Below are 26,281 nucleotides of genomic sequence, written 5' to 3' on the forward strand. Positions count from 1 at the left end.
ATCCAATATGAAAAGATTTATTCTTGTTTTCCTTTGTATTCTAGGCTTTGAAAGCCAAGCACAAACTAATACACAGTTATTAGACCATTATCGCGCCTATTACAATCAGATGAAAATTCAAGGTGATTCGCAAGGCATAATTAATGGTTTAACCCATTTAATTGTTTTATCACCTAACGACAGACAAGCCTATAAAGATACGCTTGCTATGGTTTATATGAGTGAAGGCAATCATGTACAAGCCTTAAACACTATTGGAATTGACAAAAATACTAGTGACTCTAATATAGCTGTTGAAGTAAAAGCAGTGTCTTTAAAAGCTCTCAACGAAGTGGACAGATCGCTTGCTCAATTTGAAGAGTTATTTAGCAGAACACCAGATCCGTCTATAGCTTATGAACTTGCTGAGTTATACTTACAAAGTAATAAACTTGAAGAATCTAACACGTATATCGAATATGGATTAACTAACGCAAAAGAAAATATGGGTAAAGTTTTCTACGAAAGTCAACAACCTTATAAAGTACCTATTAAAGCTGCTTTTTTATATTTAAAAGCTTTAGCCACTTTCAACGAAAATAAAACAACCAATATCGATTCGGCTATAACTATTATGGATGAAGCGCTTGAATTGGCTCCCAATTTTAATTTAGCACAGATTAGCAAAAATGCATTGATTAGTCAAAAAAACAAACCTGAAGAAAAAAAATAATATAAGGTTACTTTTTATAAAAAAGCATCAATATACAATCGTATGTTGATGCTTTTTTTATGCTTAAAAACTTAAAATTACGCACTTATTATTTATTAAACAAGATGCGACAATTTTCATCTAACACCTGAAATTCTTCAATAAAACCGTTAAAAACCATCTAAATAAGCAGCTTTTAGACTTAAACACAAATGTATCACTAAAAAACATACAAAAACACACAAACAACTGAAATTCAATGTTTTAAATTATATTTTTAGCTTTCAAATTTCGGTAATTATTAAAGTGTAGTCCTTTATATATAGTAATTCTATTCTTAAATTTAGAAATTCAATTACTAATCGTAAACTCATAATTTTATAAAGCGCTTGGTAATAACACACTAAACTAATTATTCATTTAACCGAAAAACAATGAGAAAAATTACGCTCTTATTTATGATGCTTTTAAGCATCACGGCATTCTCTCAGGTAGAGATTGTTGAAAATTTTGATAGCCTTACAAGCGGGACTCCAACAGGATGGTCTGGTAGTTTGTCAGCTACAACACAATTGAGCTGTGGAGGTTCAGGATCTGGAATGATTCAGAACATAGTAGCTGGTGGTAACGGAACTTTAACCACTCCTAATTATACTGCTACTACTAATACAACAGCATTAACAGCAAGCTTTAATTACAACATAGTACAGTTCCAAGGTTTTGGAGGGTTTAACCCGCCACCATCTGACTGGGGAAGCATCTCATTAGAGTACACAACCGATGGTGGTGCTAATTGGGTAAATGCAATAACGGTAAACGGAACAGATTTTACTTACACAGATGAGTTTACATGTGGTGTAGCTAGTGTAGTTATACCTGAAGGTACATTTACTGCAGGATTAGATTTCCAAGCACGAATTTCTGTATCAAACTTAGCTGCAAATCCTAGTTTAATTTATATTATAGATGAAGTATCTTTAACTCAAGAAGCTACAGAAGCACCTAGTTGCGACGCTGCTTTAATTTCTCCTGCAAACGGTGAAACGGATGTAGATATAGACGTAACACTAACTTGGTCTGCTGCATCTGGATTAGCTACAAGCTATGCTGTTTCTGTTGGAACTCAAGATGGAGGCACCGATATTTTAAATGCTGCAACAACTACAGATTTAAATTATGCTTTAACAGGATTAGACTATAGCACACTATACTATGTAACTATTGTTCCATCAAATGCATTTGGAGCTCCTACCGACTGTATAAGTCAAACGTTTACAACACGATCAATTCCACTTGAAGGCGCTACATGTTCAAACCCTATTATTGCGACAACTTTATTAGAATCTATTAGTTTTTATGCTGATCAAAATGACACAAATAATTTTGAAGACAATATTGATGTAAGCCCTTGCAGCAACTCTTACATGAATGGTAAAGATGTATTTTATGAAATAACACCTACCCAAGACATGTCTATAGATATTGAAGTTTCAAATATCAGCGGCAATCGATCGGCTGTACACGTAATTGAAGGCTGCCCAGATTCAGGCTCTGCTAACTGCATTGATTATGTTGGTAGTTATTCTGGAACAGAAAGAAGCTTAACTGATGTTGTTTTATCAGCTGGAAACACGTATTTTGTAGTATTAAGTTCATCTTCAAATACGGCAACTTTTAGTTATAGTTTAATTATCACAAAAAATACATGTATCAACCCTACTATAGAACTAGAACCTGTAGCTGCTTGTGAAACTGGAGAGTTTTACGTTAATGTTAATGTAACTTACACAGGAGATGCACAAACACTAACATTATCTGATGATTATACTGGTACTAGTGATATTACAGGTATTACTTCAAATGGAATAATTAACGCAGGTCCTTACCCTACAGGAACATTAGTAAACTTTACTTTATCTAATGATAATAGTACATCATGTTATTTTGATGCTTCTACAACATACAACTGCCCGCCTTCAAATGATGAATGCGCTACGCCAACGTCATTAACAATAAATACAGATGGTAGTTGTACTATTTTAACTCCAGCATCAAACGCTGGTGCAACAGAAAGCACAACTGATCCTAATGGATGTTCTGGTGGCTCTAATGATGTTTGGTACTCTTTCACAGCCAACCAATCAAATTATATTTTAGAATATTTAAATGCTGTTTCTGTAGATGGTGGCGGAACCATCATGAACACAGAGATATTAGAAGGAACTTGTGGATCATTAACAAGCATAGCATGTTACTCAACTAACTTTATGTTTTTATCTGATTTAACACCAGGTACTACTTACTATGTAAGAAATAGAGGAAACATATCTAGCTCTCAATCAAATTTTGATATTTGTTTAAAAACACCAGCTGCACCACCAGTAAATGATGAATGTATCAATGCTACTTCAATATTTGCATCTACAGATGATTCTTGCAACAACAGTGTTAATGGAACAACAGTAGGCGCTACAAGGTCAGCAGAATCTACATGTGCAGACACAGCTAACACCAGATATTCAGATGTATGGTATGAATTTTCACCTACAGAATCTGCTTTTTACGAATTTAATTTCGTTAAAAACTCAGGACCCGCAACTTACTACTACATTTATAGCGGAACTTGCGGTAACTTAACTGACTTAAGTACAAGCTGTACAAGTACAAATAATCAAGTTTTAAACTTAGATGCTACTGAAACTTACTATGTAATGGTAAGATCTAGCCAAAGTGATGAAGGTGCTGATTTTGACTTATGTGTATGGCAATTGCCACCAGCCGCTGCAAATAGCGACTGTACTGATGCAACTGCATTATTAGAATCTCCTGATGATCAAGGTGCTAATACTATTATTGGAAACTTAAATAACTCATACCCATCACTTGAAAACTGTAGAGATGATTATAGTTCAGTATGGTACAACTTTACTCCTCAATATTCTGGTGTATACAATTTTGATTTCACACGAACGTCAGGTTCTGCTTATTACACTATATATGACACCAATGATTGTTCTTTAACATCGGACAACGGAAGTCCAAACTATGTTGAAGGAATAGGTAGCTGCTTTAACTCTTCAGATAGAACAGTTACTTTAGTAGGAGGTAACACGTATTTAGTTAGTGTTTTTGGTTCAAGCTCAACACCAGAATTTGAATTATTTGCTTACCCAGATCCTTCATTAAGTGTGGAGAATAATACTTTTGAATCTTTTAACTACTATCCAAACCCAGTAGTAAACAGCTTAACAATTGAAGCTGGAAAGGCCATTTCAAGTGTTAGTATTTACAGTATTTTAGGACAACAAGTTCAGACATCAAAACCAAATAACTTGAAAACAACAGTAGATATGAACAACCTTGAAAACGGTGTTTACTTTGTAAAAGTTACTATTGGTGATGCTCAAAAGACTTTTAAAGTTATTAAAAAATAGTTTTAAACAAGGATTATATTGATTAATAGCAAAATTCTCGGGTGGTATTTAATCGTATCACCCAGAATTTAATCAACTAACCGAACTAACTTAAAACTAGTTCCCAAAACCTATAAGTCTCAACTTAGTTACTCAAACGGTAATTAATCCATCAGTAGAGATTTATATTTACTCTGAAGAGTAGTTTTTTTCAAAAAAAAGCAGCTGAATTTAGCTGCTTTTTTATTTATAATACTCACTCTACTTAGCACATATTAGGCTTCAGGTTGCTTTAATATTATACTAATAGTTTACTTAACTATAGAATGACAGTTCCCTCCTTAAATGTTTCTCTGAAAAACTATAGAGTTCAGAATAAAAAACTCTCACTAAAACCTACTACACTTTCTAATATTACAATAGACATCATGTTTTCTACCTCTAACATTTCCATAAAAATGATGTGTAAATTATTATATAAACAGATTCTCTACTAACAAATAGAGATAAAAAAAAGAGCAACTATTTCTAGTTACTCCTTTTCATAATTTACACTTAAAAAATTACCTACCAGATTCTCACGCGATCTTCTGGAGCTATATACATACTATCACCAGCCTTAATATCGAAAGCTTCATAAAAAGCATCCACATTTAATAACGGTTGTACAGCACGATTCATTCCTGGAGAATGAGGATCTGTTTTTATACGTGTCTTCAAAGCATCATCACGCATTTTAGTTCTCCAAACTGTTGCCCAACTCATAAAAAAGCGTTGCTCAGGAGTAAACCCATCAATTGGTTCTGGCTTACCACCGTCTTTATAACTTAATTGTAATGCATCATAGGCTGCTAAAACACCACCTAAATCTCCAATGTTTTCTCCTAAAGTAAACTTACCATTAATTGTTACATCAGGTAAAACTTCAATAGCACTATACTGATCAGCTAATTGATTCCCTAAAGTTTCAAATTGCTCTAAATCTTCATCAGTCCACCAATTATTTAAATTACCATCTTTATCATAACGCGCACCTGAGTCATCAAAACTATGAGAAATTTCATGACCAATTACAGCACCTATTCCACCATAATTAACAGCATCATCAGCCTTATAATTATAAAATGGTGGTTGTAAAATTGCTGCAGGAAATACAATCTCGTTAAATGAAGGGTTAAAATATGCATTAACAACCTGAGGTGCTAAATACCATTCACTTTTATCAACTGGCTTACCTAACTTATTAATATCTTTATTAAAATTCCAAGCACGAACATTTAAAGAATTCTGTAAATAAGACCCGCCATTTTCTACACTATTTATTTCTAATGCCGAATAATCTTTCCATTTATCAGGGTAGGCAATTTTTATTGTAGTTGCTTGTAGTTTTTCAATAGCTTTAGCTTTAGTTTCCGAACTCATCCATTCAAGGTTAGAGATACGATTCTCAAATGCTAAAATTACATTATGAATCATTTTTTCCGCCTTAGCTTTAGCTTCTGGAGGAAACATTTTATCTACATAAAGCTTCCCTAATGCTTCACCAATAGAACCATTTAAAGTTCCTAATGCACGTTCATCACGAGCACGTTGCTTTTTAGCGCCGTTTAATTCGCGTCCGTAAAACTCCCAATTAGCCGTTTCTAATTCCGTACTTAATTTACCCGCTGCACCATTAAAAGCATGCCAGCGTAAATAAGCTTTCCAATCATCTACATTATCTTCAGCTAACACTTCTTGCAAACGGTTAAAGTAATTTAAATCACCAATAATAACCGTATCCACAGCTTTAGCGCCAATACCGTTTAAAAAGTTTTTCCAGTTTACAGCAGGAACCATTTCCTGAACTTGCTCTATTGAACGTGGGTTATAACGTTTTCTAGCATCACGTCTGTCTACTTTATCCATTTTAGCTTCTGCTAAACGTGTTTCGAAAGCCAATATTTGCTCAGCTTGCGTGTTTGCTTCTGCTTCGGTATCGCCTAAATACTGTAACATTCTAGTAATATGCGCTACATATTTTTTTCGCTTTTCCTTAGAGTCTGCATCGTCTTTTACATAATAATCACGATCAGGTAAACCTGTACTTCCTCCTCCTAAATATGCAACATTTCTATTACTATCTTTAGGATCAGACCCAACACCAAAACCATACAGTCCACCACCACCAAGCGGTTCCATCTCTATCATGTAAGCCTGTAAATCTTCATTATTTTTAATTGCATCAATTTTTGCCAAATATGGTTTAATAGGCTCTAAGCCTTGGTTGTTTCTACCAATAGTATCCATAATTGTTTGATATAAAAACACAGCTTTTTCCTGATCGGAACCTGGTAAAACCTCAATACGTTCCATATCTTTATCATCAGACATTGCCGCTTCTAAAATACGTAAGGCATCTGCATCTGTTTTCTTACGAAGCTCATTAAAACTTCCCCAAGTTGATTGATCGTCTGGAATTTTAGTGTTCTTAAGCCATGTTCCGTTCACATAATTGAAAAAATCATCATTTGGCTTCACATCGGTGTTCATATATTCCAAATTAATCCCTGGAATAGACGACTCCTCTACAAGTGCCGTTTCTTGCTTGGCATCATCTTTACACCCAACAAGTCCCATAAAAGCTACGGCACTCAATAAGGATGCTTTTTTTAATTTTGAATTCATAAGTTTTGTGTTTAGTTTAATGGTACAATTTACCACAATTAGCGCTTTAGTAAATATAGCTTGGTGTTTATTAACATAATATTAATAAAAAAAAGACCTTATTCAGGTCTTTGTATACGTTGTGATCTTTTTTCTAATTGCTTGTTTAACTGCAAATTTAAATTTGAATAAGCCGTTAACAATTCTTCAACAGCTTCTAACAAACTACCCTTAGTTGGATTTGATAAATTAACCTGATTTTCCAACTTATACATTTTGGTTTCTATGGCTAAAATTCGTGCATCAATTAATGGCGAACTAACAGTTTCAGGCACCGTAGTTTTTAACTCATTATTTAGCGTGGCTACTAAAGATTTATTAGATTTAAAAAATGAGAGATTAGCTACTTTTACATCCTCTAATATCTTACCTAACTCATCATATTTAGCCCAACCAGTGATACTTTTAACCACATTGGCATCCAAAACATATTCAGTATAATCCAATGCATCAATATCAGATTTATTAATGATCGTTTCGATAATATTTTCTGTACGCGACTCTTTTAAATTGCTTTCTGTTTCTTGACAAGACAACAAACAAAGCAGTATAATTACAAAAATGTTTTTCATATTTTTTTTAACTGGAGTTACAAATATATTGTATTCGTGGGTTTTAACTCTCAAGAATAACAATACTTTATTTTTAGTCGATTATTTTAAGTTAAAATTATCAATTCATCATTAAATTCTTATTATTTTTGAATGATTTTTTAAATATACATCTTAATGAAATCTAAAATTTTAATAATTGGCGCTTGTGGCCAAATTGGTTCAGAATTGACATACAAATTACGCGAAATCCACGGTGACGAACAAGTTATTGCTAGTGATATTAATTACGGTAACTTAGAGCTTGTGAACTCGGGTATATTTGAGATTTTAGATGCTCAAGACACAAACGGTCTTAAGGTATGTATTGAAAAATACAAAATTAATACCGTTTATTTAATGGCTGCCATGCTAAGTGCTACTGGTGAAAAATACCCTATGAAAGCTTGGGATTTAAACATGAGTACACTTTTTAACGTATTAGACTTAGCAAAAAACGGTTTAATTAAAAAGGTGTTTTGGCCTTCTAGTATTGCCGTATTTGGACCAACAACTCCTAAGGAAGACACACCACAATATACCGTTATGGAACCATCTACCGTTTACGGAATTACCAAACAGGTAGGCGAACGCTGGTGTGAATATTACTATAACAAATATGGTGTTGATGTTAGAAGCATCCGTTACCCAGGTATCATTTCCTGGAAAACTCTTCCTGGTGGCGGAACTACAGATTACGCCATAGATATTTACCACAAAGCACTTGCTGATAATCATTACGATTGTTTTTTAACTGAAAATACAGAACTTCCTATGATGTATATGGACGATGCTATAAAGGCAACCATCCAAATTATGGAAGCTCCAGAAGAAGCGATAAAAATTCGATCTTCTTACAATTTATCAGCTATTAGTTTTACACCAAAAGATATGGTGGCATCCGTGAAGAAACACTTAACTAATTTCACTATCGCTTATAAGCCAGATTTTCGCCAAGAAATTGCAGACTCATGGCCTAAAAGCATTGATGATACTAACGCACGTGAGGATTGGGGCTGGCAACACACTTTTTCTTTAGATGATATCACCGAAGAAATGCTAGAAAACTTATCTGAGAAGGCTGCACTTTAAGACTTTTCTTTATATACGTTTTTAATGTTTTTTACCGTTTAGTTTCTCTATTTTAGCCTGATAACTAACCAATAATAACATGAAAAACATTTTTGCATTGACACTATTGCTTGTGTCTACCACTATTTTTGCCCAAAAAACAAAAATCACGGAAGGTGACTGGAAAGACCTAAAAGGTATTTCTGCTTATAATTTAGTATTTGAATACACCGATTTACAGATTCCTAAATATGATTCAGAAGAAGAATTTTTAGAGGATAAAATGAGTAAACGTGAAGAAAAAGAGATTGGAGCAGGAGAAGAATTTAAAAAAAATTGGTTTGACGATCGTGAGTCTCGTTATGAACCTAAATTTATCGAGTCTTTTAATAAGCGTTTTAGTGATGGTGAAGTAAAAGTAGGTAAAGACATTGGTGCTGAGTACACCATGAGGATCCACACAACTATGATGTATCCTGGTTATAACGTTGGTGTAATGCGTCAGAATTCTAAATTAGAGGTAACACTTTATGTTTACAAAACAGAAACACCAAACGACATCCTATTTTCGGTAGATTACACGAAAGTTGAAGGTAAAGGTTCCATGGGTTATGATTACAACTCAGGCTACCGTATTTCTGAAGGATATGCTAAACTAGCTAAAGAATTAGCTAAAACCATAAAGAAAAAAGCCAAGTAATACACAGAGCTTTTTTTATAAATACAAAAAGCGCATCTAAACAGATGCGCTTTTTTCATTTTCCATATTAATTAAATGGGCCAATGTTTTTACAATACGTTTATGCTTGGTAACAAACGGATTCGTTTCATCCCAAACATAACCTGCCAAAACAGCACATATTTGACGCTTTACGTCTGGGTTTTCTGGTCTGTGAAAAAATAAAGTTTGTAAATTACCGGTATACCATTCCTTCACATAGGTTGCAAATACATCTACACCCGATTTTATATAATCGGCATACTCAACATCCCAGTCCACAGCATCTCCCTGTAATTGTTTGGTAATTAATTTAGCTGATTTAATAGCCGACTCTGTAGCAAAGGTAACCCCAGATGAAAATACTGGGTCTAAAAATTCGGCACTATTACCCGTTAACGCAAATCCGTTTCCGTGAAATTTAGTAACAGCTTTCGAATAATTACGAATACTTTTAGGTTCAAATAACAATGGCGCGTCCTTAAAACGCTCATAATAATAATCGGATTGTTTAAGCATGTTTTTTAAACGCTCAGACGTATCACCTTCAAAACTGTCTATGAATTCATTTTTTCCTACAAAGCCTAAACTTGTATTCCCATTCGAGAACGGAATCACCCAAAACCAAGTATCCTTATCAAGCACATCAAAGGTAATTAATGTACCTTCTTCTCCTTCGGGCCTATTCACATCTTCAACATGTCCAAAAATAGACGAGTGTTCAGGAATGTTGGACGGCTTATCTAAACCTAACAAACGTGGCAACACACGCCCATAACCACTGGAGTCTATTATAAATTTTGCTTCTACATGATACGGCACACCATCGGCATCATTAATAGTTGTACGCGACACTCCATCAGCATCTATTTGCACATCTACAACTTCATGCTCAAAAGAGAGATCAACACCTTTTTTTATAACTTCGTTGGCTAGAATATAATCAAAATCTGCTCTTGGCACTTGCCACGTCCAATCCCAACCATCGGTATGTTTATCACTAAAATCAAAATTACAAACAATATCATCTCTTAAAAACCGAGCCCCTTTTTTAACTTCAAAATCAGCTAACTTCAAAGCTTCTAAAAGGCCTGCTTCTTCAAAATGTTCCATACATCTTGGCAACAAACTTTCTCCAATTACAAACCTAGGAAAAAGACTTTTTTCGACAACTTTCACTTGTAATCCTTGCTTTTGCAAATAAGCTGAAGCAACACAACCTGATGGGCCGGCACCAATTACTAAAACATCAACTTTCATATCACTTGTACCCATAGTAGTATTAATTCATTAATTATTATAAATTTGCAATCCAAAATAACTACTTTAGTGCTAGTTATTCGAACAAATTTATTGAAAAAAAATATCATATCATAGATGCTTATATTTAACGGAGAATTAGGAGTAGAGGATTTTTACAAAGTCATATTTAAAAATGAACCTATTCAAATAGCGGATACCGTTCTTGAAACTGTAGAGAATAGTTTTAATTTTTTAAAAGAATTTTCCGAAAACAAGGTCATTTATGGCGTTAACACAGGCTTCGGACCTATGGCGCAATATAAAATAGAAGACTCTCAACGCATCCAATTACAATACAATTTAATTCGCAGTCACGCTTCTGGAACGGGACAACCCATAGCTCCTATGTATGTTAAGGCCGCTATGTTAGCGCGTTTAAATACACTTTCTTTAGGACATTCAGGTGTTCATGTTTCGGTAATTAAACTTATGGCCGAATTAATAAACCGAGATATTACACCGTTAATTTACGAACACGGTGGTGTTGGCGCTAGTGGTGATTTAGTACAATTAGCTCATTTAGCATTGGTTTTAATAGGCGAAGGTGAAGTATTTTATAAAGGTGAACGTCAAAGCACCGAGTCTGTTTTTAAACAAGAAAACCTAAAACCTATTTCAGTAGAGCTACGTGAAGGCTTAGCCTTGATGAACGGAACATCTGTAATGACAGGTATTGGTATCGTAAACACACTTTACACACGTCAGTTATTAGGTTGGATGACTAATGCGTCTGCAGCAATAAATGAAATTGTAAAAGCCTATGACGATCATTTATCACTTGAATTAAACCACTCTAAACGTCATGTTGGACAACGTGAAATAGCTGAAAGTATGCGCACGCATCTTGCCGACAGTAAATTAACACGTAAGAGAGAGCACCATTTATATAGTAAAAATGAAGACGTTTCTGTTTTTAAAGAAAAGGTACAGGAATACTATTCATTACGTTGTGTCCCTCAAATTTTAGGTCCGGTTTTAGATACGCTAAATTCTGTTGAAAGTATCTTAATAGAAGAAGTAAATTCAGCCAACGACAACCCAATTGTAGATGTGGCTAAAAAACATGTATACCACGGCGGAAACTTCCATGGCGATTATGTTTCATTAGAAATGGATAAGCTTAAAATTGTAGTAGCCAAAATGAGCATGCTTTCTGAGCGTCAATTAAACTACTTATTAAACACAGGTTTAAACGAAATGCTACCGCCTTTTGTAAATTTAGGGAAGCTTGGTTTAAACTTTGGAATGCAAGGTGTTCAGTTTACAGCAACTTCAACTACTGCCGAAAACCAAATGCTTTCAAACCCAATGTACATACATAGTATCCCAAACAATAACGATAACCAAGACATTGTAAGTATGGGAACAAATTCGGCTTTAATAACTAAAAAAGTCATAGAAAATGCCTTTGAAGTTGTCTCTATTGAACTTATTACAATAGTACAAGCCATCGAATACCTAGAAGTTCAGAATGATATTTCATCAAAAACTAAGAAAATGTATGATGAAATCCGCAAGCTAGTCCCAGCATTTACCGAAGATGTAATTATGTACCCTTATGTTAACCTTGTTAAAGATTATATCATTAACAATAAAACATAAAAACATACACATTATGAAAACAACTTTTTTATGCATGTTCCTTTTATTTTTAGGAATATCCACTCAGGCCCAAGAATTAGCTTTAGCAAATGAAAATGGCAACTATGGCTATATTACTAAATCGGGGGAATGGCATATAAAGCCACAGTTTGTACTTGCTAAAAATTTCTCAGGAGATTTAGCCGAAGCCACAAACGACAAGAAAAAATGGGGCTTTATTAACCGTAAAGGAGAGTGGGTTATTGAACCAAAATTCGATAAAACAAAAAGGTTTGATTCAGGAATAGCTGTTGTATTACTAGACAAAAACTGGATGTACATCAATACCAAAGGGGAACAAGTACTCGAAAATATTTCAACTGAAAAATATTACGATTTTAAAAATGGCTATGCTATTTATAGAACAGATGCTGGTGTTGGATTTATTAATACGAAAGGAGACATTATAACAGAACCAAAATTCACCAAAGCATTCAATTTTATAAATGGCTCTGCTAAAGTATTGGAAAATGACCAATGGGGTTTAGTTAATACCTCGGGCGAATATCTAGTAAAAACAGAATATGATGGCATTAGCAACAACTATAACAACCTAATAGTTGCTAAAAAAGGAGAACGTAACGGACTGATTATAAACGGTAGCTTTAAAGAAGTATCGGGTGCTGAAAAAATTTGGGATTTCTCAAACAATCCAGAACTAACCTATGCTAAAAAAGATGGTAAACTAGGTTTTATTAATGCCAATGCCGAATGGGTTATTGAGCCATCCTATGACAAAGCACGTGCATTTAAAAACGGTTTAGCTCCCGTACAGAAAAACAAAGAATGGGGCTACATAGATTCTTCTGGAAACGTCGTTATACCATTTCAGTATAAAGATGCCGAAATATTTAGTACCGATGGTTTAGCTCCGGTAAAACTTAAAAAAGAATGGGGTTTTATTAATACTTCGGGCGAATTAATCATTGCGGACGAATATGAAATTACTGCAGGTGGCTTTTCTGTATTTCAAAAAAACAATCAAAAAGGATTTGTTGATGGATTAGCACGTGTGAAAAAGAAAAAAACATGGACGTATATTAATCTAAAAGGCGAAGCACTAAACAATATGTGGTTTGAAAATTTAGAATTATTCCATTAACAACCCTATTTAACCTAATAGCTTAAAACTAACAACTACATGAAATGCGCTTTAGTAACAGGTGGATCTAGAGGAATTGGCAAAGCAATTTGCATACAATTAGCTCAAGACACCGACTATCATATTTTAATAAACTACAATAGTAACGAAACAGCCGCTTTAGAAACTAAAAAGGCTGTTGAAGACTTAGGAAATACTGCTGAAATATTACAATTTAACGTAACCAATGCGGAAGACGTAAAAACAACTTTAGATAGTTGGGAGGCAGAAAATAAAGACGCCCTTATAGAGGTCCTTGTAAATAACGCTGGAATAACTAAAGATGGTCTATTCATGTGGATGCCCGCATCCGATTGGCAAGATGTTATTAATACATCGTTAAATGGTTTTTATAACGTAACCAATCATATCATTCAAAAGCTATTACGCAATCGGTACGGTCGCATTATCAATATCGCATCGGTTTCTGGTGTAAAAGGTACTGCAGGGCAAACAAACTATTCGGCTGCAAAAGGTGCATTAGTAGCTGCAACAAAAGCATTAGCTCAAGAAGTAGCCAAACGTAAAATAACAGTAAATGCTGTAGCTCCTGGTTTTATAAAATCGGACATGACAGCAAGTTTAGATGAAAAAGAGCTTAAAAATATGATTCCTGTAAACCGTTTCGGCGAACCCGAAGAAGTTGCATACGCCGTGTCATTTTTAGCTTCCAAAAAAGCATCATATATTACAGGCGAAGTTATTAATATAAACGGAGGTATTTACTCATAAACAAATAGAAAATGAGGAGAGTTGTTATTACCGGAATGGGAATTTATTCTTGTATAGGCGAAAATTTAGATGCCGTTAAGCAATCATTATACAATGGTGATTCTGGTATTGTAGCCGATGAAGAACGTAAAGCTTTTGGTTACCGATCGCCATTAACTGGAATGGTAAAAAAACCTAAATTAAAAAACTTATTGTCACGCAGACAACGAATTAGTTTAGGTGAGGAAGGTGAATACGCCTACATTGCGACTTTAGAAGCTTTAGAAAATGCAAAAATTAACCAAGACTTCTTAGACAAGCACGAAGTTGGTATTTTATATGGTAATGATAGCACAGCAAAATCCATTGTAGAGTCTGTTGATAAAATACGTGAGAAGAACGACACCACATTGGTAGGTTCGGGTGCTATATTTCAAAGCATGAATTCTTCGGTTACCATGAATTTATCGACAATCTTTAAACTTCGCGGTATAAATTTCACCGTTAGTGCAGCCTGCGCCAGTGGTTCCCACTCCATAGGTATGGGCTATCAACTTATTAAAAGTGGGCTTCAAGACTATGTAATTTGCGGAGGTGCCCAAGAAATTAACGCCGTAGCAATGGGAAGCTTTGATGGTTTGGGTGTTTTTTCAGTAAACGAAAACCCAACTCAAGCTTCACGCCCTTTCGATAAAAGTCGAGATGGTTTAGTCCCAAGCGGAGGTGCTGCAACATTAATATTAGAATCCTATGAATCTGCCGTAAAACGCGGTGCTACAATCTATGGTGAAATTCTTGGCTATGGCTTCTCTTCTAATGGTGACCATATTTCTACACCCAATGTAGACGGCCCTGCTCGCGCAATGAAAATGGCTATCAAACAAGCAAATATTAAAGCCTCGGATATTGGTTATGTAAATGCACACGCCACATCTACACCTGTTGGTGATGCCAACGAAGCTTTAGCTATTTTAGATGTTTTTGGAGAAAATGGTCCACATGTTAGTTCAACAAAATCTATGACAGGTCACGAATGTTGGATGGCTGGAGCTAGCGAAGTGTTATATTCTATTCTGATGATGCAAAATGACTTTATAGCACCGAATATTAATTTAAACGAACCTGACGAAGCTGCCAGCAAATTAAATTTAGTTAACAAAACGTTAAACAAAAAATTTGATGTATTTTTGTCCAATTCATTTGGATTTGGAGGTACAAATTCAGCTTTAATTATTAAAAAATAACTGTGTGAAAATGACGAAAGAGGTTATTATTGAAAAGATAAACGACTTTCTAATTGATGAATTTGAAGTAGAAAGCGAGGATATTTCCCCTGAGGCCAACCTTAAAAACACTTTAGAACTAGATAGTCTGGATTTTGTAGATTTAGTAGTTGCCGTGGAATCTAATTTCGGGGTTAAATTAGTAGGTGAAGACTTTATTGACGTTACAACACTTCAAGATTTTTACAATCTTATTGAACGCAAATTAAGCTAAACTTAGCAATACTTTTATGGCTACAGAATGGCAAGGAAAATCAAGAGGAACCGTTCTTGGATATAAAATATTTGTATTCTCTATGAAACACTTAGGAATGGGCGTTGCCTATTTCGTCTTGTTTTTTGTAGCAGCATATTTCTGTCTCTTTTCAAAAGATAGTACAAAAGCTATTTTTTATTACTTTAAAAAACGCTTAAACTACTCTACTTTTAAAAGCTGCCTAAGCATATATAAAAGCTATTATGTTTTTGGACAAACCATTCTTGACAAAATTGCTATTTCATCTAATTTAAGTGACAAGTTTACTTATGAATTTGAAGGGGGTGAAACCATAATAGACACGTTAAAAGAAAAAAAAGGAGGCATTTTAATTAGTGCACATGTTGGTAATTTTGAAATATCAGAATACTTTTTCAACCAACTAGAAGATAATGCTTCCATAAGCTTATTAACGACCGACGTAGAGCATACCGCTATTAAAAACTATTTGGATTCTGTTCGTAAGAAGTCAAATATCAATTTAATCATCATAAAGGAAGATTTATCACATATTTTTGAGGTAAATGCAGCTTTAGCTAGAAATGAAATAGTTTGCATTACGGGCGACCGTTATACCAATGGCACAAAATATTTATCGGAAAATTTATTAGGAGAAACAGCAAAATTCCCCGCTGGTCCTTTTATGCTAGCATCTCGATTAAATGTACCGGTATTATTCGTTTACGTTATGAAGGAATCTAAAAAGCACTATCATTTATATGCAAAACGCTCGCAAGCAAAACACAGAGATGCGCAAGGGCTTTTAAAGGAATTTACAGATAGTGTATCATGGATGCTTAACAAATATCCTTTACAGTGGTTCAACTATTTTGATTTTTGGGATTCAAAAAACAGCTAATATGAAACAGGTTTTAGTTATACATTATTCACAATCCGGACAACTTACCGAGATTATAACCAATATCGTTTCAACCATGCAAAATGATGAAACGGCTTTTACGTATTTAAACATTGAAATGGAAGACCCGTTTCCCTTTCCTTGGAATAAGGAACAGTTTTTTGGTGTGTTCCCTGAAACTTTTCGTGAAGAACCTAGAAAAATCAAACCTATTCCAGAAGCTATTTTAAATAAAAAATACGATTTAATTTTATTCGGTTATACCGTATGGTATTTAACACCCTCCCTGCCAACCACATCATTTTTAGCCAATCCAGATGCGCAAAAACTATTTGCAAATACACCTGTTATAACTATAAATGCTTGTAGAAACATGTGGATTATGGCACAAGAAAAGCTAAAACGTAAACTAAAAAAACTCAACGCCAACTTAGTAGGACATATTGTTTTAGTTGACCGACACATAAACCACATTAGCGTTATAACTATTGTACAGTGGATGTTTACAGGCATTAAAAAACGCTTTTTAGGAATATTTCCAAAACCTGGTGTTTCTAAAAAAGATATTGATGAGGCTTCAAAATTTGGAACCGTAATTTCTAAGTATTTACATCAAGACACTTATCAAAACTTACAAACCGATTTATTAAAAATAGGAGCCGTAAAAGTAAAACCGTTCCTAATTACTGTAGATCGTAAAGCAAATGTGATATTCACAAAATGGGCGGCATTTATAAGTGCTAAAAGTGAAAAAAACACAAAAAAAAGACGCACATTAACCAAAATGTTTAATTATTATCTAATAATTGCCATTTGGTTAATTTCACCACTAGTTTTTATCTTATTTTTATTGACTTATTTACCTTTTTATGGTCAAATAAAAAAAGATAAAGTATATTACGCATCAGTTGCATTAAAAGAGAAGTCATCATAAAATGAAGGAAGTTTACATTACTAAAATCTCAAAATTTCTCCCAAATAATCCCATCAGCAATGATGAGATGGAAGACAAATTAGGAATAATTAACGGAAAAGTTTCCAAAGGGCGCCGTATTGTACTACGTAACAACCAGATAAAAACAAGGTATTACGCATTAGATGATGACGGAAATGTAACCCACAATAATGCCCAACTAGCTAAAGAGGCTATTAACGGTTTATGTGATGGAGATTTTAAAGTATCAGATATAGAAGTTCTTTCATGTGGTACCTCTAGTCCTGACCAAATACTACCATCTCACGCGGCTATGGTTCATGGTTTTTTAGAGGCTGGAAATCTAGAAATTAATTCTCCTTCTGGAGCTTGTTGTTCTGGAATGAATGCCTTAAAATTCGGCTATTTATCAGTAAAATCTGGACAAACGCATAATGCTGTTGCTTCCGGTTCGGAACGTATTTCATCTTGGATGAAAGGTCATATTTATGAAACTGAAATTAAGCATTTAGAAGCATTAGAAGAGAATCCAATATTAGCTTTTAACAAAGATTTTTTACGTTGGATGCTGTCCGATGGTGCTGGTGCATTTCTTTTAGAAGACCAACCAAAAGGTGAGCTTCCTATGCGTATAGAATGGATGGAAGGCTACTCCTACGCACACGAAATTGAAGCCTGCATGTATGCCGGTGGCGATAAATTAGATAACGGTTTCTTAAAACCATGGAGTGAATACGAAACAGACGATTGGGCAAACAAATCTTTATTTGCCATAAAACAAGATGTTAAGTTATTAAGTGCTAACATTCTTAAAAAAGGTGTTGATAGCTTGAAGAAAGCTATGGAAAAACACGATTTAAAACCTAGTGATATAGACTATTACCTACCTCATATTTCATCGCATTTCTTCAAAGACAAACTTTATCAAGAAATGGTAGATAACGATGTAGAAATCCCTTGGGAAAACTGGTTTATGAATTTAAGTAAAGTAGGAAATGTTGGCTCAGCATCTATTTACTTAATGCTAGAAGAGCTTTCAAAATCAGGACAATTGAAAAAAGGCGATAAAATACTATTATCAGTACCTGAAAGTTCACGTTTTTCATACGCTTATGCACTTTTAACTGTATGCTAAAAAATGACAACAAACGTATTACCAATAACCGATATTAGGCACCTCATCCCACAAAAATCACCATTTGTAATGGTAGATACTTTAGTGGCATTTACAGCCGAAAATTTGGAGTCTAAATTTACAATTTTAGACCATAATATTTTTGTAGAAAACAACCTTTTAACCGAGCCTGGATTGGTGGAGAACATGGCACAATCTGTTGCTTTACATACAGGCTATGATTACTTTTTAAAAAGCCAACCAGCACCCGTTGGTTATATAGGTTCTATAAAATCCGTTAAAGTAGATAAGCTTCCGCAGTTAAACGAAACTATTGAAACCCATGTAAAAATCCTTCATGAATTTATGGGCGTCACTATGGTCGAGATTCGCGTGTTTAATGAAGCTCAAGAAGAAATTGCTACAGGCGAAATGAAAACTGTTATTGCTGATAATTAATGGATTTTAGTCAATTAGATATCGCAAAATTTTTACCGCATCGGCCACCTTTTTTAATGGTAGACCATGTTTTATCTATTGATGACTCTCATGTTACAACTTCATTTTTTATAAAACCAGATTGTATTTTTAATGAAAACGGCGTATTTAATGAAGCTGGACTAGTTGAAAATGCCGCACAAACCTGTTCTTCTATTGTTGGAAAAAGTTTTTTTAATGAAGATGATATAGAAGGCAAAGGCACAAAACTTATTGGTTACATAAGTGCTATAAAAAAAGTAGTTATCCAAAAATGCCCTGTAGTTGAAAGCGAGATTGTAACAAATGCTACATTAATATCTCGTTTTGACACATCAGAATACAGCATTTGCACTATAAATTGTGTTATTACACAAGACAAAATAGAATTACTATCTTGTGAATTAAATTTAGTAATCCAAGAACTTAAATAACTTTCGGATGAAAAAAGATGACGTTCCACAGGACACAAGTAATTTAGAGACCGCCAAACTTAAAGAGTTGTGCTATGCTATTGATGAAGATGGCAATTACACCACAGTTAATAGTTCCGGTTGGGACCCTAAAACCATAGCCCTAAATCAGGCTATTGAAGAAATAAATGCGCGCATATTAAATGCTAAAAATCGTGTTTTAAATAACGAAACTAGCCCAATAGAATACTATATGGAAGTTCATAAAATGGATCTTTCTATACTTGCTAGTTATGTAGGAATGTGGGCTTGGCGTGTTAAACGTCATTTCAAACCAAATGTTTTCAATAAACTTTCACAAAAAACACTTCAAAAATATGCCGATACTTTTGAAATTTCTGTGGATCAATTAAAAGATATTACCAAGCATGCAAATTAATTTTACGCATCATCAAACGGCACATTGTGAAAACGGTGTGATTTCCAACTTAATGAAGCACCATGGCTTTGAAATAAGCGAACCCATGGCCTTCGGTATTGGCTCAGGCTTACTTTTCTGTTATATTCCTTTCCTAAAAGTAAACCATGCGCCTGCGTTAACATATCGTGCAATGCCTGGTTTTATATTTAAACGTTTTGCTAAACGCGTTGGCATACAAATTAAACGTGAAAAATTTAAAAATCCTCAGGAGGCTAAAGCACGATTAGATGCCAATCTAGACAAAAATAATCCGGTAGGTCTACAAGTTGGCGTTTATAATTTAGTGTATTTCCCTGATGAATACCGCTTTCATTTTAATGCCCATAACTTAATTGTATATGGTAAAGAAAATGACACTTACTTAATTAGTGATCCCGTAATGGAAACCGTTACAACACTAACAGAAAAGGAGTTAGAGAAAGTACGCTTTGCCAAAGGCCCTTTTGCTCCTAAAGGACACATGTATTACCCGATAGCATTCCCAAAAAAATTAGAACTTGAAAAAGCTATTGTAAAAGGAATAAAACATACCTGTCGCGATATGCTTGCGCCGATGCCAGTTTTAGGCGTAAAAGGCATTCGTCATGTAGCGAAATTAATACGAAAATGGCCGAAGAAAAATGGTGTAAAAAAAGCCAATCACTACTTAGGTCAGGTTGTACGTATGCAAGAAGAAATAGGAACAGGTGGTGGTGGTTTTAGATATATTTTTGCTGCTTTTTTACAAGAAGCTAGCGATGTTTTAAAGAATCAACAATTAGCCGAATTATCTAAAGAAATGACCTTAATTGGTGATTTATGGCGCGATTTTGCATTAGATGCCTCTAGAATTTATAAAAACAGAAGTGCTAAAGAAGACGCCTATAACAATGTAGCTACGCAATTGGAAACAATAGCCGACAAAGAAACTGTGTTTTTTAAAAAACTTAAAAAAGCCGTTAAATAAGTGATTAGCATTCAGGACATATCCAAAAAATACAAGGGTGCCGATAATTATTCGGTTACTAACTTAAACCTAAATATTGAAAAAAAGGAAATATTTGGATTGTTAGGTCCCAATGGAGCTGGAAAGACAACCTTAATTTCCATTTTATGTTCACTTATAAAACCAACTTCTGGATCGTTCACAATTGATGGGTTAACCTATCAAAAAAACAAAAACACACTCAAACAACTTATCGGTATTGTACCTCAGGAGTACGCCCTATACCCTTCCTTAACAGCTTTCGAAAATTTAAAATATTTTGGAAGTATGTATGGTCTTAAAGGCTCTAGTTTGGAAGCTAAAATAAACACCGCATTAGAGCATTTAGGCCTTTTAGCCTTTGCCCATAAAAAAATAGATACGTTTTCGGGAGGCATGAAACGCCGAATAAACCTGATAGCAAGCGTATTACACAACCCTAAAGTCTTATTTTTAGATGAACCAACTGTAGGTGTTGATGTCCAATCAAAAAATGTTATTATTGAGTTTTTACAGGAGCTTAATAAAAAAGGGACTACTATTATTTATACATCGCATCACTTAAACGAAGCTGAAACGTTCTGTACACGTGTGGCCATTATAGATCATGGTCAATTAGTTGTAAAAGGAGACCCCAAAACACTTATTGCTACTCATCAAGGCGCTCATAATCTAGAAGATGTTTTTATTAATATAACCGGTAAAGCATTACGTGATCATGCATAAACTATGGGCCTCAACATATAAGGAATTCCTATTACTAACTAGAGATATCGGTGGTATTGCTATACTGTTTGTTATGCCTTTAGTATTAATTATAACCATAACACTTATTCAGGACAGCACGTTTAAAACTGTAACTGATGCAAAAATACCCATCCTAATTGTTGATAATGATAACGGCGGTGTTTCCGAAACAATTATAAATGGTTTAAACGATTCGGGCTCTTTTCTAGTTATCCCAGAAGAAACAGAAGTTATAGCGCGTGATTTAGTTTTTAAAGGAAAATACCAATTAGCAATAATTATTCCGGAAGATTTATCAAGTAATTTAGAACAAAAAATCACACAAAACGTAGATGGCATTATTGCAAAATTTGGATTAGAAGAACCGTCAGAGAATGCTAAAACCGAAATAATACAGGGTAAAGAAGTTACTCTATATTTTGATCCAGCTACACAGTTAACCTTTAAAAGTTCGGTGAAAAATGGTATTGATAAAATGATTTCTAAAATTGAAACGCAATCTATTTACAAGGCCTTTCAAGAACAGATTTCAGATGACCCTACAGATGCTATATTCGAAACAGACACGTTTATTACATTTAAAGAGATCCTCCCCAAAAGCGAAGACAAAGAAATAATTCCAAATTCGGTACAACACAATGTACCAGCTTGGACATTATTTGCTATATTTTTTATCATAGTACCGCTTTCAATAAACATTGTTAAAGAAAAAAGCCAAGGAACTTTTGTACGTTTGCGAACAAACCCAGTTTCTTATGCTACCGTTTTAGGAGGTAAAACGCTCGTTTATTTAATAGTATGCTTAATACAATTTGTATTAATGTTACTTATTGGAATTTTTGTTTTTCCTGCTATAGGCTTACCAACTTTAGATGTCTCAGGTAGAGTTCCCTTACTGTTTGTTGTAGCAACATTTGCAGGACTAGCAGCAATAGGATTAGGATTACTACTAGGAACAATAGCCAAAACCCAAGAACAATCGGCTCCTTTTGGAGCAACATTTGTTGTTATTTTAGCCGCTTTAGGAGGCGTATGGGTTCCTGTTTTTGTCATGCCAAAACTCATGCAAACACTATCTCATATTTCACCTATGAATTGGGGATTAAATGCATTTTACGATGTATTTTTACGCAATGGCTCTTTTCTAGATATTTTACCTGAAATCAGCTTATTACTAGCTTTTTTCTTAGCTACAACATTAATTGCAATTATTTATAATGAAAAAAAGAATGCCGTCTAAACATCAAGAAATTGTTCATACTAGCCAAGTAAGGGTGCGTTTTGTAGAAACAGACCCATTAGGTATTGTATGGCATGGTAACTACATTCAATATTTTGAAGATGGACGTGAAGCCTTTGGTCGCGAACACGGTATTTCCTATTTAGATCAGAAAAAATATGGTTTTGCTACACCTATTGTAAAATCTAGCACAGACCATAAGCTCCCATTACGCTATGGTGATATGGCTACCGTAAAAACTATATATATAGACAGCCCTGCAGCAAAAATGATGTTTCGTTACGAAATATACAATCAAGATAGCCAACTTGTTTGTACTGGTGAAACCACTCAAGTTTTTGTTGATAAAATTGGTGAAGGCGATTTGTCTTTAAACATTCCTCCGTTTTTTAAAGCTTGGAAACAAAAAGTAGGTTTACTAGATGAATAAAATTTACGTTTCATATAATAATATTGTTTCAGCTTTAGGCTTCACTAGTGAAGCTGTGGTTGAAAACGTTAAAAATGAAAAATCGGGATTACAACGAATTCATGATGAATCTATTTTACCTAATCCGTTTTATTCAGCACTAATTGATTCAAACCAATTAGAAGACGCTTTTCTAAAATTAGCACCGCAAGATAGCTATACTAGATTGGAAAAAATGATGATTACATCATTACAGTCTGTTATAAACAAATCTAATATACAATTAGATGAACGTGTAGGACTTATCATTTCAACTACAAAGGGAAACATTGATGCTTTAGACGCAAACAACCCCTTTCCTAAAGAACGTGCATATTTACATGTTTTGGGGCAAAAAATCCGTGATTTTTTCGCTTTTAAAAACGATGCTATTGTCGTCTCAAACGCTTGTGTATCTGGTATTCTTTCTGTGGCTATTGCTAAACGTTATATTCAACAAAATACTTACGACCACGTATTTGTAGTAAGTGGCGATGTAGTAAGTCCTTTTATCCTTTCTGGGTTTAACTCATTCCAAGCATTAAGTAGTGAACCTTGTAAGCCTTATGATGCCGATCGGACAGGTATTAATATTGGTGAAGTTTCAGCATCCGTTTTGGTTACAAACAATAAAACAGGCTTACCAAAAGAAGCCGTAGAAATTTTAGGCGAAAGCTCTTGTAATGATGCCAATCATATTTCAGGTCCTTCACGTACTGGTGAAGGTTTACATCGTAGTATAGAATTAGCACTCCAACAGGCTCAACTAAAAGCTTCTGATATTGCATATATTTCAGCTCACGGTACGGCAACGGCTTTTAATGACGAAATGGAAGCTATAGCATTCAACCGCTCTAACCTCCAGGATACTCCTGTAAATAGTTTGAAAGGGTATTTTGGCCACACACTTGGAGCTTCCGGCTTATTAGAAACTATTATTGGTATGCACAGTTTATCTAACAATACCTTATATGCCACTAAAGGCTATGAAACACTTGGTGTTACCAAACCAATAAATATTATAAAACAAACACAAAAACATAAATCGCTTAACACCTTTTTAAAAACTGCTTCTGGTTTTGGAGGGTGTAATACGGCTGTTATATTTAAAAAACCATCTAATTAATTATGTCAAAAAAATCTATCAGAGCTATTGATGCTGTTCAGGAAGCTGAAAAAATAGCCTTTGCCCCTTTTGTTTTCCAAGCCGTTGTAGCTTTAAGAAAATTAGGAATTTTTAATCTTATATTTAAAAATCGAAAAAAGGGAGGCATCTCATTAGAAAATATTTCTGAAGAGCTCAAACTAAGCACCTATGGTGTTGGGGTTCTTTTAGAAATAGCAGAAAGCTATAATATAGTTGATAAGGATGAAAACAATCATTTTGAACTAACAACTACTGGATACTTTTTAGCTTTTGACAGAACAGTTGATGTAAATATCAATTTCACTCAGGATGTTTGTTATAAAGGTTTATACCATTTAACAGAAGCTATTGAAACAGGAAAACCTGCTGGTTTAAAAGAATTAGGTAACTGGGAAACCATATACCAAGGGCTTTCGGTATTACAACCAGATGTACAAAAAGCATGGTTTGAATTTGATCACCACTATTCTGATGAAGTATTTCAAGAGGCTTTAGAGTTTGTTTTAAGAAACAACCCTAAAGTCGTTTATGATGTAGGTGCTAATACTGGGAAATTTGCCATAAGCGGCAGTAAATACAATAAGGATGTTTCGATTAAAATGGTCGATCTACCTGGACAATTGCAAATAGCTTTAAAAAATGTGGAGTTAGCCGGATTTAAAGATCGCGTAACGCATCATAAAATAGATTGGTTATCAGAAAACCCACAACTACCAGTTGGCGCCGATACCATTTGGATGAGTCAATTTTTAGATTGTTTTTCTGAAGAGGAAATTTTGGTTATTTTAAAAGCGTGTGCAGCAGCTGTAAAAGATGATGGTGAAGTATTAATTATGGAAACCTTTACCGACAGACAGCGTTTTGATAATGCCAAGTTTATTCTAGAAGCTACATCACTATATTTCACAGTAATGGCAAACGGCAACAGTAAAATGTATCCTTCCACTGTATTTTTAAAACTAATTGATCAAGCTGGATTAAAATTAGTTGAAGATCGTGCTGTAGGAGAATATCACACAATTTTAGCTTGTAAGAAAAAGTAATTATGGCATCGAATTATCACATATCGGCCTATTGCAAAATTAAAAATCAATCGATTTCCTTAAATGGAAATACGATATTTTGTGATGATTCCGAAGATTTTTCAACTTTTATAAAAAACGCCTACAGGGCAGAAGAAACAAAGTATCCTAAATTCTTTAAAATGGATAACTTAAGTAAATTGGCCTTTTTAGCGGCCGATATTTTACTTAAAAATCAACCTTTAGAATCCGATAAGGAGAACAACATAGCCATTGTATTTTCTAACAAAGCATCAAGTTTAGATACCGATAGAGCCCATCAAGAAGCCATACAAGATACGGATAACTATTTCCCAAGTCCTGCCGTGTTTGTTTACACATTACCAAACATTTGCATAGGTGAGATAAGTATTAAATATAAACTGTTTTCCGAAAATAGTTTTTTTATATTTGAAAACTTTAACCCAGAACATTTAGCCACGTACACCAACAGCTTACTAGACACAAATAAGGCTGAAAAAGTACTTTGTGGTTGGGTGGAATATGAAAACGACAACTATGAAGCATTTTTATATTTAGTTAGTAAAAATGGCGAAATAGCACATAATAATAAACAAATAACAACATTATATAATAGATAATATGGAAGCACTAAAACAAGAATTGAAAGAAAACATTATCGAGCAATTAAATTTAGAAGATATGACAACTGCTGACATTGCTGATGACGATATGCTTTTTGGTGATGGCTTAGGGTTAGATTCTATTGATGCTTTAGAACTGATTGTCATGTTAGATAAAAACTATGGCATAAAATTAACAGACCCTAAAGAAGGTCGTCATATTTTTGAATCGGTTAATACTATGGCAGCATATATTACCGAAAACCGATCTAAATAAAACAGTTAATTA

26 protein-coding genes are annotated in these 26,281 nt (G+C 34.2%); 23 read left to right on the plus strand and 3 right to left on the minus strand.

Annotated features, from left to right (window positions below; translation table 11 throughout):
* The first annotated feature begins 7 nt into the window (after nucleotides 1–7).
* Nucleotides 8–712: a tetratricopeptide repeat protein gene (locus ACW5R3_RS00455; protein ID WP_456577653.1), complete on the plus strand. Its 705-nt coding sequence runs from the start codon at nucleotides 8–10 to the stop codon at nucleotides 710–712.
* 413 nt (nucleotides 713–1,125) lie between these two features.
* Nucleotides 1,126–4,125, plus strand: a complete 3,000-nt coding sequence (locus tag ACW5R3_RS00460; protein WP_456577654.1) for a T9SS type A sorting domain-containing protein — start codon at nucleotides 1,126–1,128, stop codon at nucleotides 4,123–4,125.
* A 546-nt stretch (nucleotides 4,126–4,671) separates the two neighbouring features.
* On the opposite strand, the gene ACW5R3_RS00465 is transcribed toward ACW5R3_RS00460, so the two are convergent.
* Both ACW5R3_RS00465 and ACW5R3_RS00470 read right to left on the minus strand, forming a co-directional pair.
* A complete protein-coding gene (locus tag ACW5R3_RS00465; RefSeq protein ID WP_456577655.1) occupies nucleotides 4,672–6,771 on the minus strand; it encodes a M13 family metallopeptidase in 2,100 nt (699 codons plus the stop codon).
* 98 nt (nucleotides 6,772–6,869) lie between these two features.
* Nucleotides 6,870–7,382, minus strand: a complete 513-nt coding sequence (locus ACW5R3_RS00470) for a hypothetical protein (protein WP_456577656.1) — start codon at nucleotides 7,380–7,382, stop codon at nucleotides 6,870–6,872.
* A gap of 156 nt (nucleotides 7,383–7,538) precedes the next feature.
* Here ACW5R3_RS00470 and ACW5R3_RS00475 point away from each other — a divergent pair, with 156 nt between their 5' ends.
* Together ACW5R3_RS00475 and ACW5R3_RS00480 are read left to right on the plus strand one after the other, a co-directional pair.
* Nucleotides 7,539–8,492, plus strand: a complete 954-nt coding sequence (locus tag ACW5R3_RS00475) for an NAD-dependent epimerase/dehydratase family protein (RefSeq protein ID WP_456577657.1) — start codon at nucleotides 7,539–7,541, stop codon at nucleotides 8,490–8,492.
* A 79-nt stretch (nucleotides 8,493–8,571) separates the two neighbouring features.
* Nucleotides 8,572–9,171: a hypothetical protein gene (locus tag ACW5R3_RS00480; protein ID WP_456577658.1), complete on the plus strand. Its 600-nt coding sequence runs from the start codon at nucleotides 8,572–8,574 to the stop codon at nucleotides 9,169–9,171.
* Between the two features lie 36 nt (nucleotides 9,172–9,207).
* Here the strand turns inward: ACW5R3_RS00480 and ACW5R3_RS00485 are convergent, their stop codons facing one another.
* On the minus strand, nucleotides 9,208–10,464 hold the full coding sequence (locus tag ACW5R3_RS00485; RefSeq protein ID WP_456577659.1) for an NAD(P)/FAD-dependent oxidoreductase: 1,257 nt from the start codon (nucleotides 10,462–10,464) through the stop codon (nucleotides 9,208–9,210).
* A 102-nt stretch (nucleotides 10,465–10,566) separates the two neighbouring features.
* Here ACW5R3_RS00485 and ACW5R3_RS00490 point away from each other — a divergent pair, with 102 nt between their 5' ends.
* Genes ACW5R3_RS00490 through ACW5R3_RS00580 form a run of 19 tightly spaced genes read left to right on the plus strand, consistent with a single transcriptional unit; the run spans nucleotide 10,567 to nucleotide 26,269 of the window.
* Complete coding sequence (locus ACW5R3_RS00490; RefSeq protein ID WP_456577660.1) at nucleotides 10,567–12,093, plus strand: HAL/PAL/TAL family ammonia-lyase; 1,527 nt, start codon at nucleotides 10,567–10,569, stop codon at nucleotides 12,091–12,093.
* Between the two features lie 13 nt (nucleotides 12,094–12,106).
* The gene (locus ACW5R3_RS00495) at nucleotides 12,107–13,234 is read left to right on the plus strand and encodes a WG repeat-containing protein (protein ID WP_456577661.1); all 1,128 of its coding nucleotides are present in this window, start codon (nucleotides 12,107–12,109) and stop codon (nucleotides 13,232–13,234) included.
* Between the two features lie 39 nt (nucleotides 13,235–13,273).
* Nucleotides 13,274–14,005 (plus strand): 3-oxoacyl-ACP reductase FabG, encoded by a 732-nt coding sequence (fabG, locus tag ACW5R3_RS00500; protein ID WP_456577662.1) that lies wholly within the window; start codon nucleotides 13,274–13,276, stop codon nucleotides 14,003–14,005.
* Nucleotides 14,006–14,016: 11 nt separating this feature from the next.
* Entirely contained in the window at nucleotides 14,017–15,228 is a 1,212-nt protein-coding gene (locus ACW5R3_RS00505) for a beta-ketoacyl-[acyl-carrier-protein] synthase family protein (protein ID WP_456577663.1), read from the plus strand.
* Nucleotides 15,229–15,238: 10 nt separating this feature from the next.
* Nucleotides 15,239–15,481 carry an acyl carrier protein gene (locus tag ACW5R3_RS00510; protein ID WP_456577664.1) on the plus strand — a complete coding sequence of 81 codons (243 nt, stop codon included), beginning with the start codon at nucleotides 15,239–15,241 and terminating at the stop codon, nucleotides 15,479–15,481.
* Between the two features lie 16 nt (nucleotides 15,482–15,497).
* Nucleotides 15,498–16,382 (plus strand): LpxL/LpxP family acyltransferase, encoded by an 885-nt coding sequence (locus ACW5R3_RS00515; RefSeq protein WP_456577665.1) that lies wholly within the window; start codon nucleotides 15,498–15,500, stop codon nucleotides 16,380–16,382.
* Between the two features lies 1 nt (nucleotide 16,383).
* Complete coding sequence (locus ACW5R3_RS00520) at nucleotides 16,384–17,316, plus strand: dialkylrecorsinol condensing enzyme DarA (RefSeq protein WP_456577666.1); 933 nt, start codon at nucleotides 16,384–16,386, stop codon at nucleotides 17,314–17,316.
* Nucleotide 17,317: 1 nt separating this feature from the next.
* A complete protein-coding gene (locus tag ACW5R3_RS00525) occupies nucleotides 17,318–18,451 on the plus strand; it encodes a beta-ketoacyl-ACP synthase III (RefSeq protein WP_456577667.1) in 1,134 nt (377 codons plus the stop codon).
* 3 nt (nucleotides 18,452–18,454) lie between these two features.
* On the plus strand, nucleotides 18,455–18,889 hold the full coding sequence (locus ACW5R3_RS00530) for a hypothetical protein (protein WP_456577668.1): 435 nt from the start codon (nucleotides 18,455–18,457) through the stop codon (nucleotides 18,887–18,889).
* A complete protein-coding gene (locus tag ACW5R3_RS00535; RefSeq protein WP_456577669.1) occupies nucleotides 18,889–19,341 on the plus strand; it encodes an ABC transporter permease in 453 nt (150 codons plus the stop codon). The genes ACW5R3_RS00530 and ACW5R3_RS00535 overlap by 1 nt, the downstream gene beginning before the upstream one ends.
* 7 nt (nucleotides 19,342–19,348) lie before the next feature.
* Nucleotides 19,349–19,759, plus strand: coding sequence for a hypothetical protein (locus ACW5R3_RS00540; protein WP_456577670.1), 411 nt, complete (start codon nucleotides 19,349–19,351; stop codon nucleotides 19,757–19,759).
* Nucleotides 19,749–20,747, plus strand: a complete 999-nt coding sequence (locus ACW5R3_RS00545; RefSeq protein ID WP_456577671.1) for a BtrH N-terminal domain-containing protein — start codon at nucleotides 19,749–19,751, stop codon at nucleotides 20,745–20,747. Before ACW5R3_RS00540 ends, ACW5R3_RS00545 begins: the two co-directional genes overlap by 11 nt.
* Nucleotides 20,748–21,491 carry an ABC transporter ATP-binding protein gene (locus tag ACW5R3_RS00550; RefSeq protein WP_456577672.1) on the plus strand — a complete coding sequence of 248 codons (744 nt, stop codon included), beginning with the start codon at nucleotides 20,748–20,750 and terminating at the stop codon, nucleotides 21,489–21,491.
* Nucleotides 21,484–22,752 (plus strand): ABC transporter permease, encoded by a 1,269-nt coding sequence (locus tag ACW5R3_RS00555; RefSeq protein ID WP_456577673.1) that lies wholly within the window; start codon nucleotides 21,484–21,486, stop codon nucleotides 22,750–22,752. Before ACW5R3_RS00550 ends, ACW5R3_RS00555 begins: the two co-directional genes overlap by 8 nt.
* Nucleotides 22,730–23,182 (plus strand): acyl-CoA thioesterase, encoded by a 453-nt coding sequence (locus ACW5R3_RS00560; RefSeq protein WP_456577674.1) that lies wholly within the window; start codon nucleotides 22,730–22,732, stop codon nucleotides 23,180–23,182. The genes ACW5R3_RS00555 and ACW5R3_RS00560 overlap by 23 nt, the downstream gene beginning before the upstream one ends.
* Entirely contained in the window at nucleotides 23,175–24,326 is a 1,152-nt protein-coding gene (locus ACW5R3_RS00565) for a beta-ketoacyl synthase N-terminal-like domain-containing protein (protein ID WP_456577675.1), read from the plus strand. Before ACW5R3_RS00560 ends, ACW5R3_RS00565 begins: the two co-directional genes overlap by 8 nt.
* Nucleotides 24,327–24,328: 2 nt before the next feature.
* On the plus strand, nucleotides 24,329–25,390 hold the full coding sequence (locus tag ACW5R3_RS00570; RefSeq protein WP_456577676.1) for a methyltransferase: 1,062 nt from the start codon (nucleotides 24,329–24,331) through the stop codon (nucleotides 25,388–25,390).
* A gap of 2 nt (nucleotides 25,391–25,392) precedes the next feature.
* The gene (locus ACW5R3_RS00575; RefSeq protein ID WP_456577677.1) at nucleotides 25,393–26,010 is read left to right on the plus strand and encodes a 3-oxoacyl-ACP synthase; all 618 of its coding nucleotides are present in this window, start codon (nucleotides 25,393–25,395) and stop codon (nucleotides 26,008–26,010) included.
* 1 nt (nucleotide 26,011) lies between these two features.
* On the plus strand, nucleotides 26,012–26,269 hold the full coding sequence (locus ACW5R3_RS00580) for a phosphopantetheine-binding protein (RefSeq protein WP_456577678.1): 258 nt from the start codon (nucleotides 26,012–26,014) through the stop codon (nucleotides 26,267–26,269).
* Nucleotides 26,270–26,281: the final 12 nt, after the last annotated feature.

Source organism: Algorimicrobium bowmanii (assembly GCF_054031195.1).

Excerpts from the sequence above, each read along its gene's own strand:
- ACW5R3_RS00545 (WP_456577671.1), top strand. The coding sequence starts at position 19,749 with ATGCAAATTAATTTTACGCATCATCAAACGGCACATTGTGAAAACGGT.
- ACW5R3_RS00565 (WP_456577675.1), top strand. The coding sequence starts at position 23,175 with ATGAATAAAATTTACGTTTCATATAATAATATTGTTTCAGCTTTAGGC.
- ACW5R3_RS00475 (WP_456577657.1), top strand. The coding sequence starts at position 7,539 with ATGAAATCTAAAATTTTAATAATTGGCGCTTGTGGCCAAATTGGTTCA.
- ACW5R3_RS00560 (WP_456577674.1), top strand. The coding sequence starts at position 22,730 with ATGAAAAAAAGAATGCCGTCTAAACATCAAGAAATTGTTCATACTAGC.
- ACW5R3_RS00555 (WP_456577673.1), top strand. The coding sequence starts at position 21,484 with ATGCATAAACTATGGGCCTCAACATATAAGGAATTCCTATTACTAACT.
- ACW5R3_RS00575 (WP_456577677.1), top strand. The coding sequence starts at position 25,393 with ATGGCATCGAATTATCACATATCGGCCTATTGCAAAATTAAAAATCAA.
- ACW5R3_RS00570 (WP_456577676.1), top strand. The coding sequence starts at position 24,329 with ATGTCAAAAAAATCTATCAGAGCTATTGATGCTGTTCAGGAAGCTGAA.
- ACW5R3_RS00530 (WP_456577668.1), top strand. The coding sequence starts at position 18,455 with ATGACAACAAACGTATTACCAATAACCGATATTAGGCACCTCATCCCA.
- ACW5R3_RS00455 (WP_456577653.1), top strand. The coding sequence starts at position 8 with ATGAAAAGATTTATTCTTGTTTTCCTTTGTATTCTAGGCTTTGAAAGC.
- ACW5R3_RS00485 (WP_456577659.1), bottom strand. The coding sequence starts at position 10,464 with ATGGGTACAAGTGATATGAAAGTTGATGTTTTAGTAATTGGTGCCGGC.
- ACW5R3_RS00505 (WP_456577663.1), top strand. The coding sequence starts at position 14,017 with ATGAGGAGAGTTGTTATTACCGGAATGGGAATTTATTCTTGTATAGGC.
- ACW5R3_RS00480 (WP_456577658.1), top strand. The coding sequence starts at position 8,572 with ATGAAAAACATTTTTGCATTGACACTATTGCTTGTGTCTACCACTATT.
- fabG (WP_456577662.1), top strand. The coding sequence starts at position 13,274 with ATGAAATGCGCTTTAGTAACAGGTGGATCTAGAGGAATTGGCAAAGCA.
- ACW5R3_RS00540 (WP_456577670.1), top strand. The coding sequence starts at position 19,349 with ATGAAAAAAGATGACGTTCCACAGGACACAAGTAATTTAGAGACCGCC.
- ACW5R3_RS00510 (WP_456577664.1), top strand. The coding sequence starts at position 15,239 with ATGACGAAAGAGGTTATTATTGAAAAGATAAACGACTTTCTAATTGAT.
- ACW5R3_RS00520 (WP_456577666.1), top strand. The coding sequence starts at position 16,384 with ATGAAACAGGTTTTAGTTATACATTATTCACAATCCGGACAACTTACC.
- ACW5R3_RS00465 (WP_456577655.1), bottom strand. The coding sequence starts at position 6,771 with ATGAATTCAAAATTAAAAAAAGCATCCTTATTGAGTGCCGTAGCTTTT.
- ACW5R3_RS00535 (WP_456577669.1), top strand. The coding sequence starts at position 18,889 with ATGGATTTTAGTCAATTAGATATCGCAAAATTTTTACCGCATCGGCCA.
- ACW5R3_RS00490 (WP_456577660.1), top strand. The coding sequence starts at position 10,567 with ATGCTTATATTTAACGGAGAATTAGGAGTAGAGGATTTTTACAAAGTC.
- ACW5R3_RS00515 (WP_456577665.1), top strand. The coding sequence starts at position 15,498 with ATGGCTACAGAATGGCAAGGAAAATCAAGAGGAACCGTTCTTGGATAT.
- ACW5R3_RS00470 (WP_456577656.1), bottom strand. The coding sequence starts at position 7,382 with ATGAAAAACATTTTTGTAATTATACTGCTTTGTTTGTTGTCTTGTCAA.
- ACW5R3_RS00580 (WP_456577678.1), top strand. The coding sequence starts at position 26,012 with ATGGAAGCACTAAAACAAGAATTGAAAGAAAACATTATCGAGCAATTA.
- ACW5R3_RS00525 (WP_456577667.1), top strand. The coding sequence starts at position 17,318 with ATGAAGGAAGTTTACATTACTAAAATCTCAAAATTTCTCCCAAATAAT.
- ACW5R3_RS00460 (WP_456577654.1), top strand. The coding sequence starts at position 1,126 with ATGAGAAAAATTACGCTCTTATTTATGATGCTTTTAAGCATCACGGCA.
- ACW5R3_RS00495 (WP_456577661.1), top strand. The coding sequence starts at position 12,107 with ATGAAAACAACTTTTTTATGCATGTTCCTTTTATTTTTAGGAATATCC.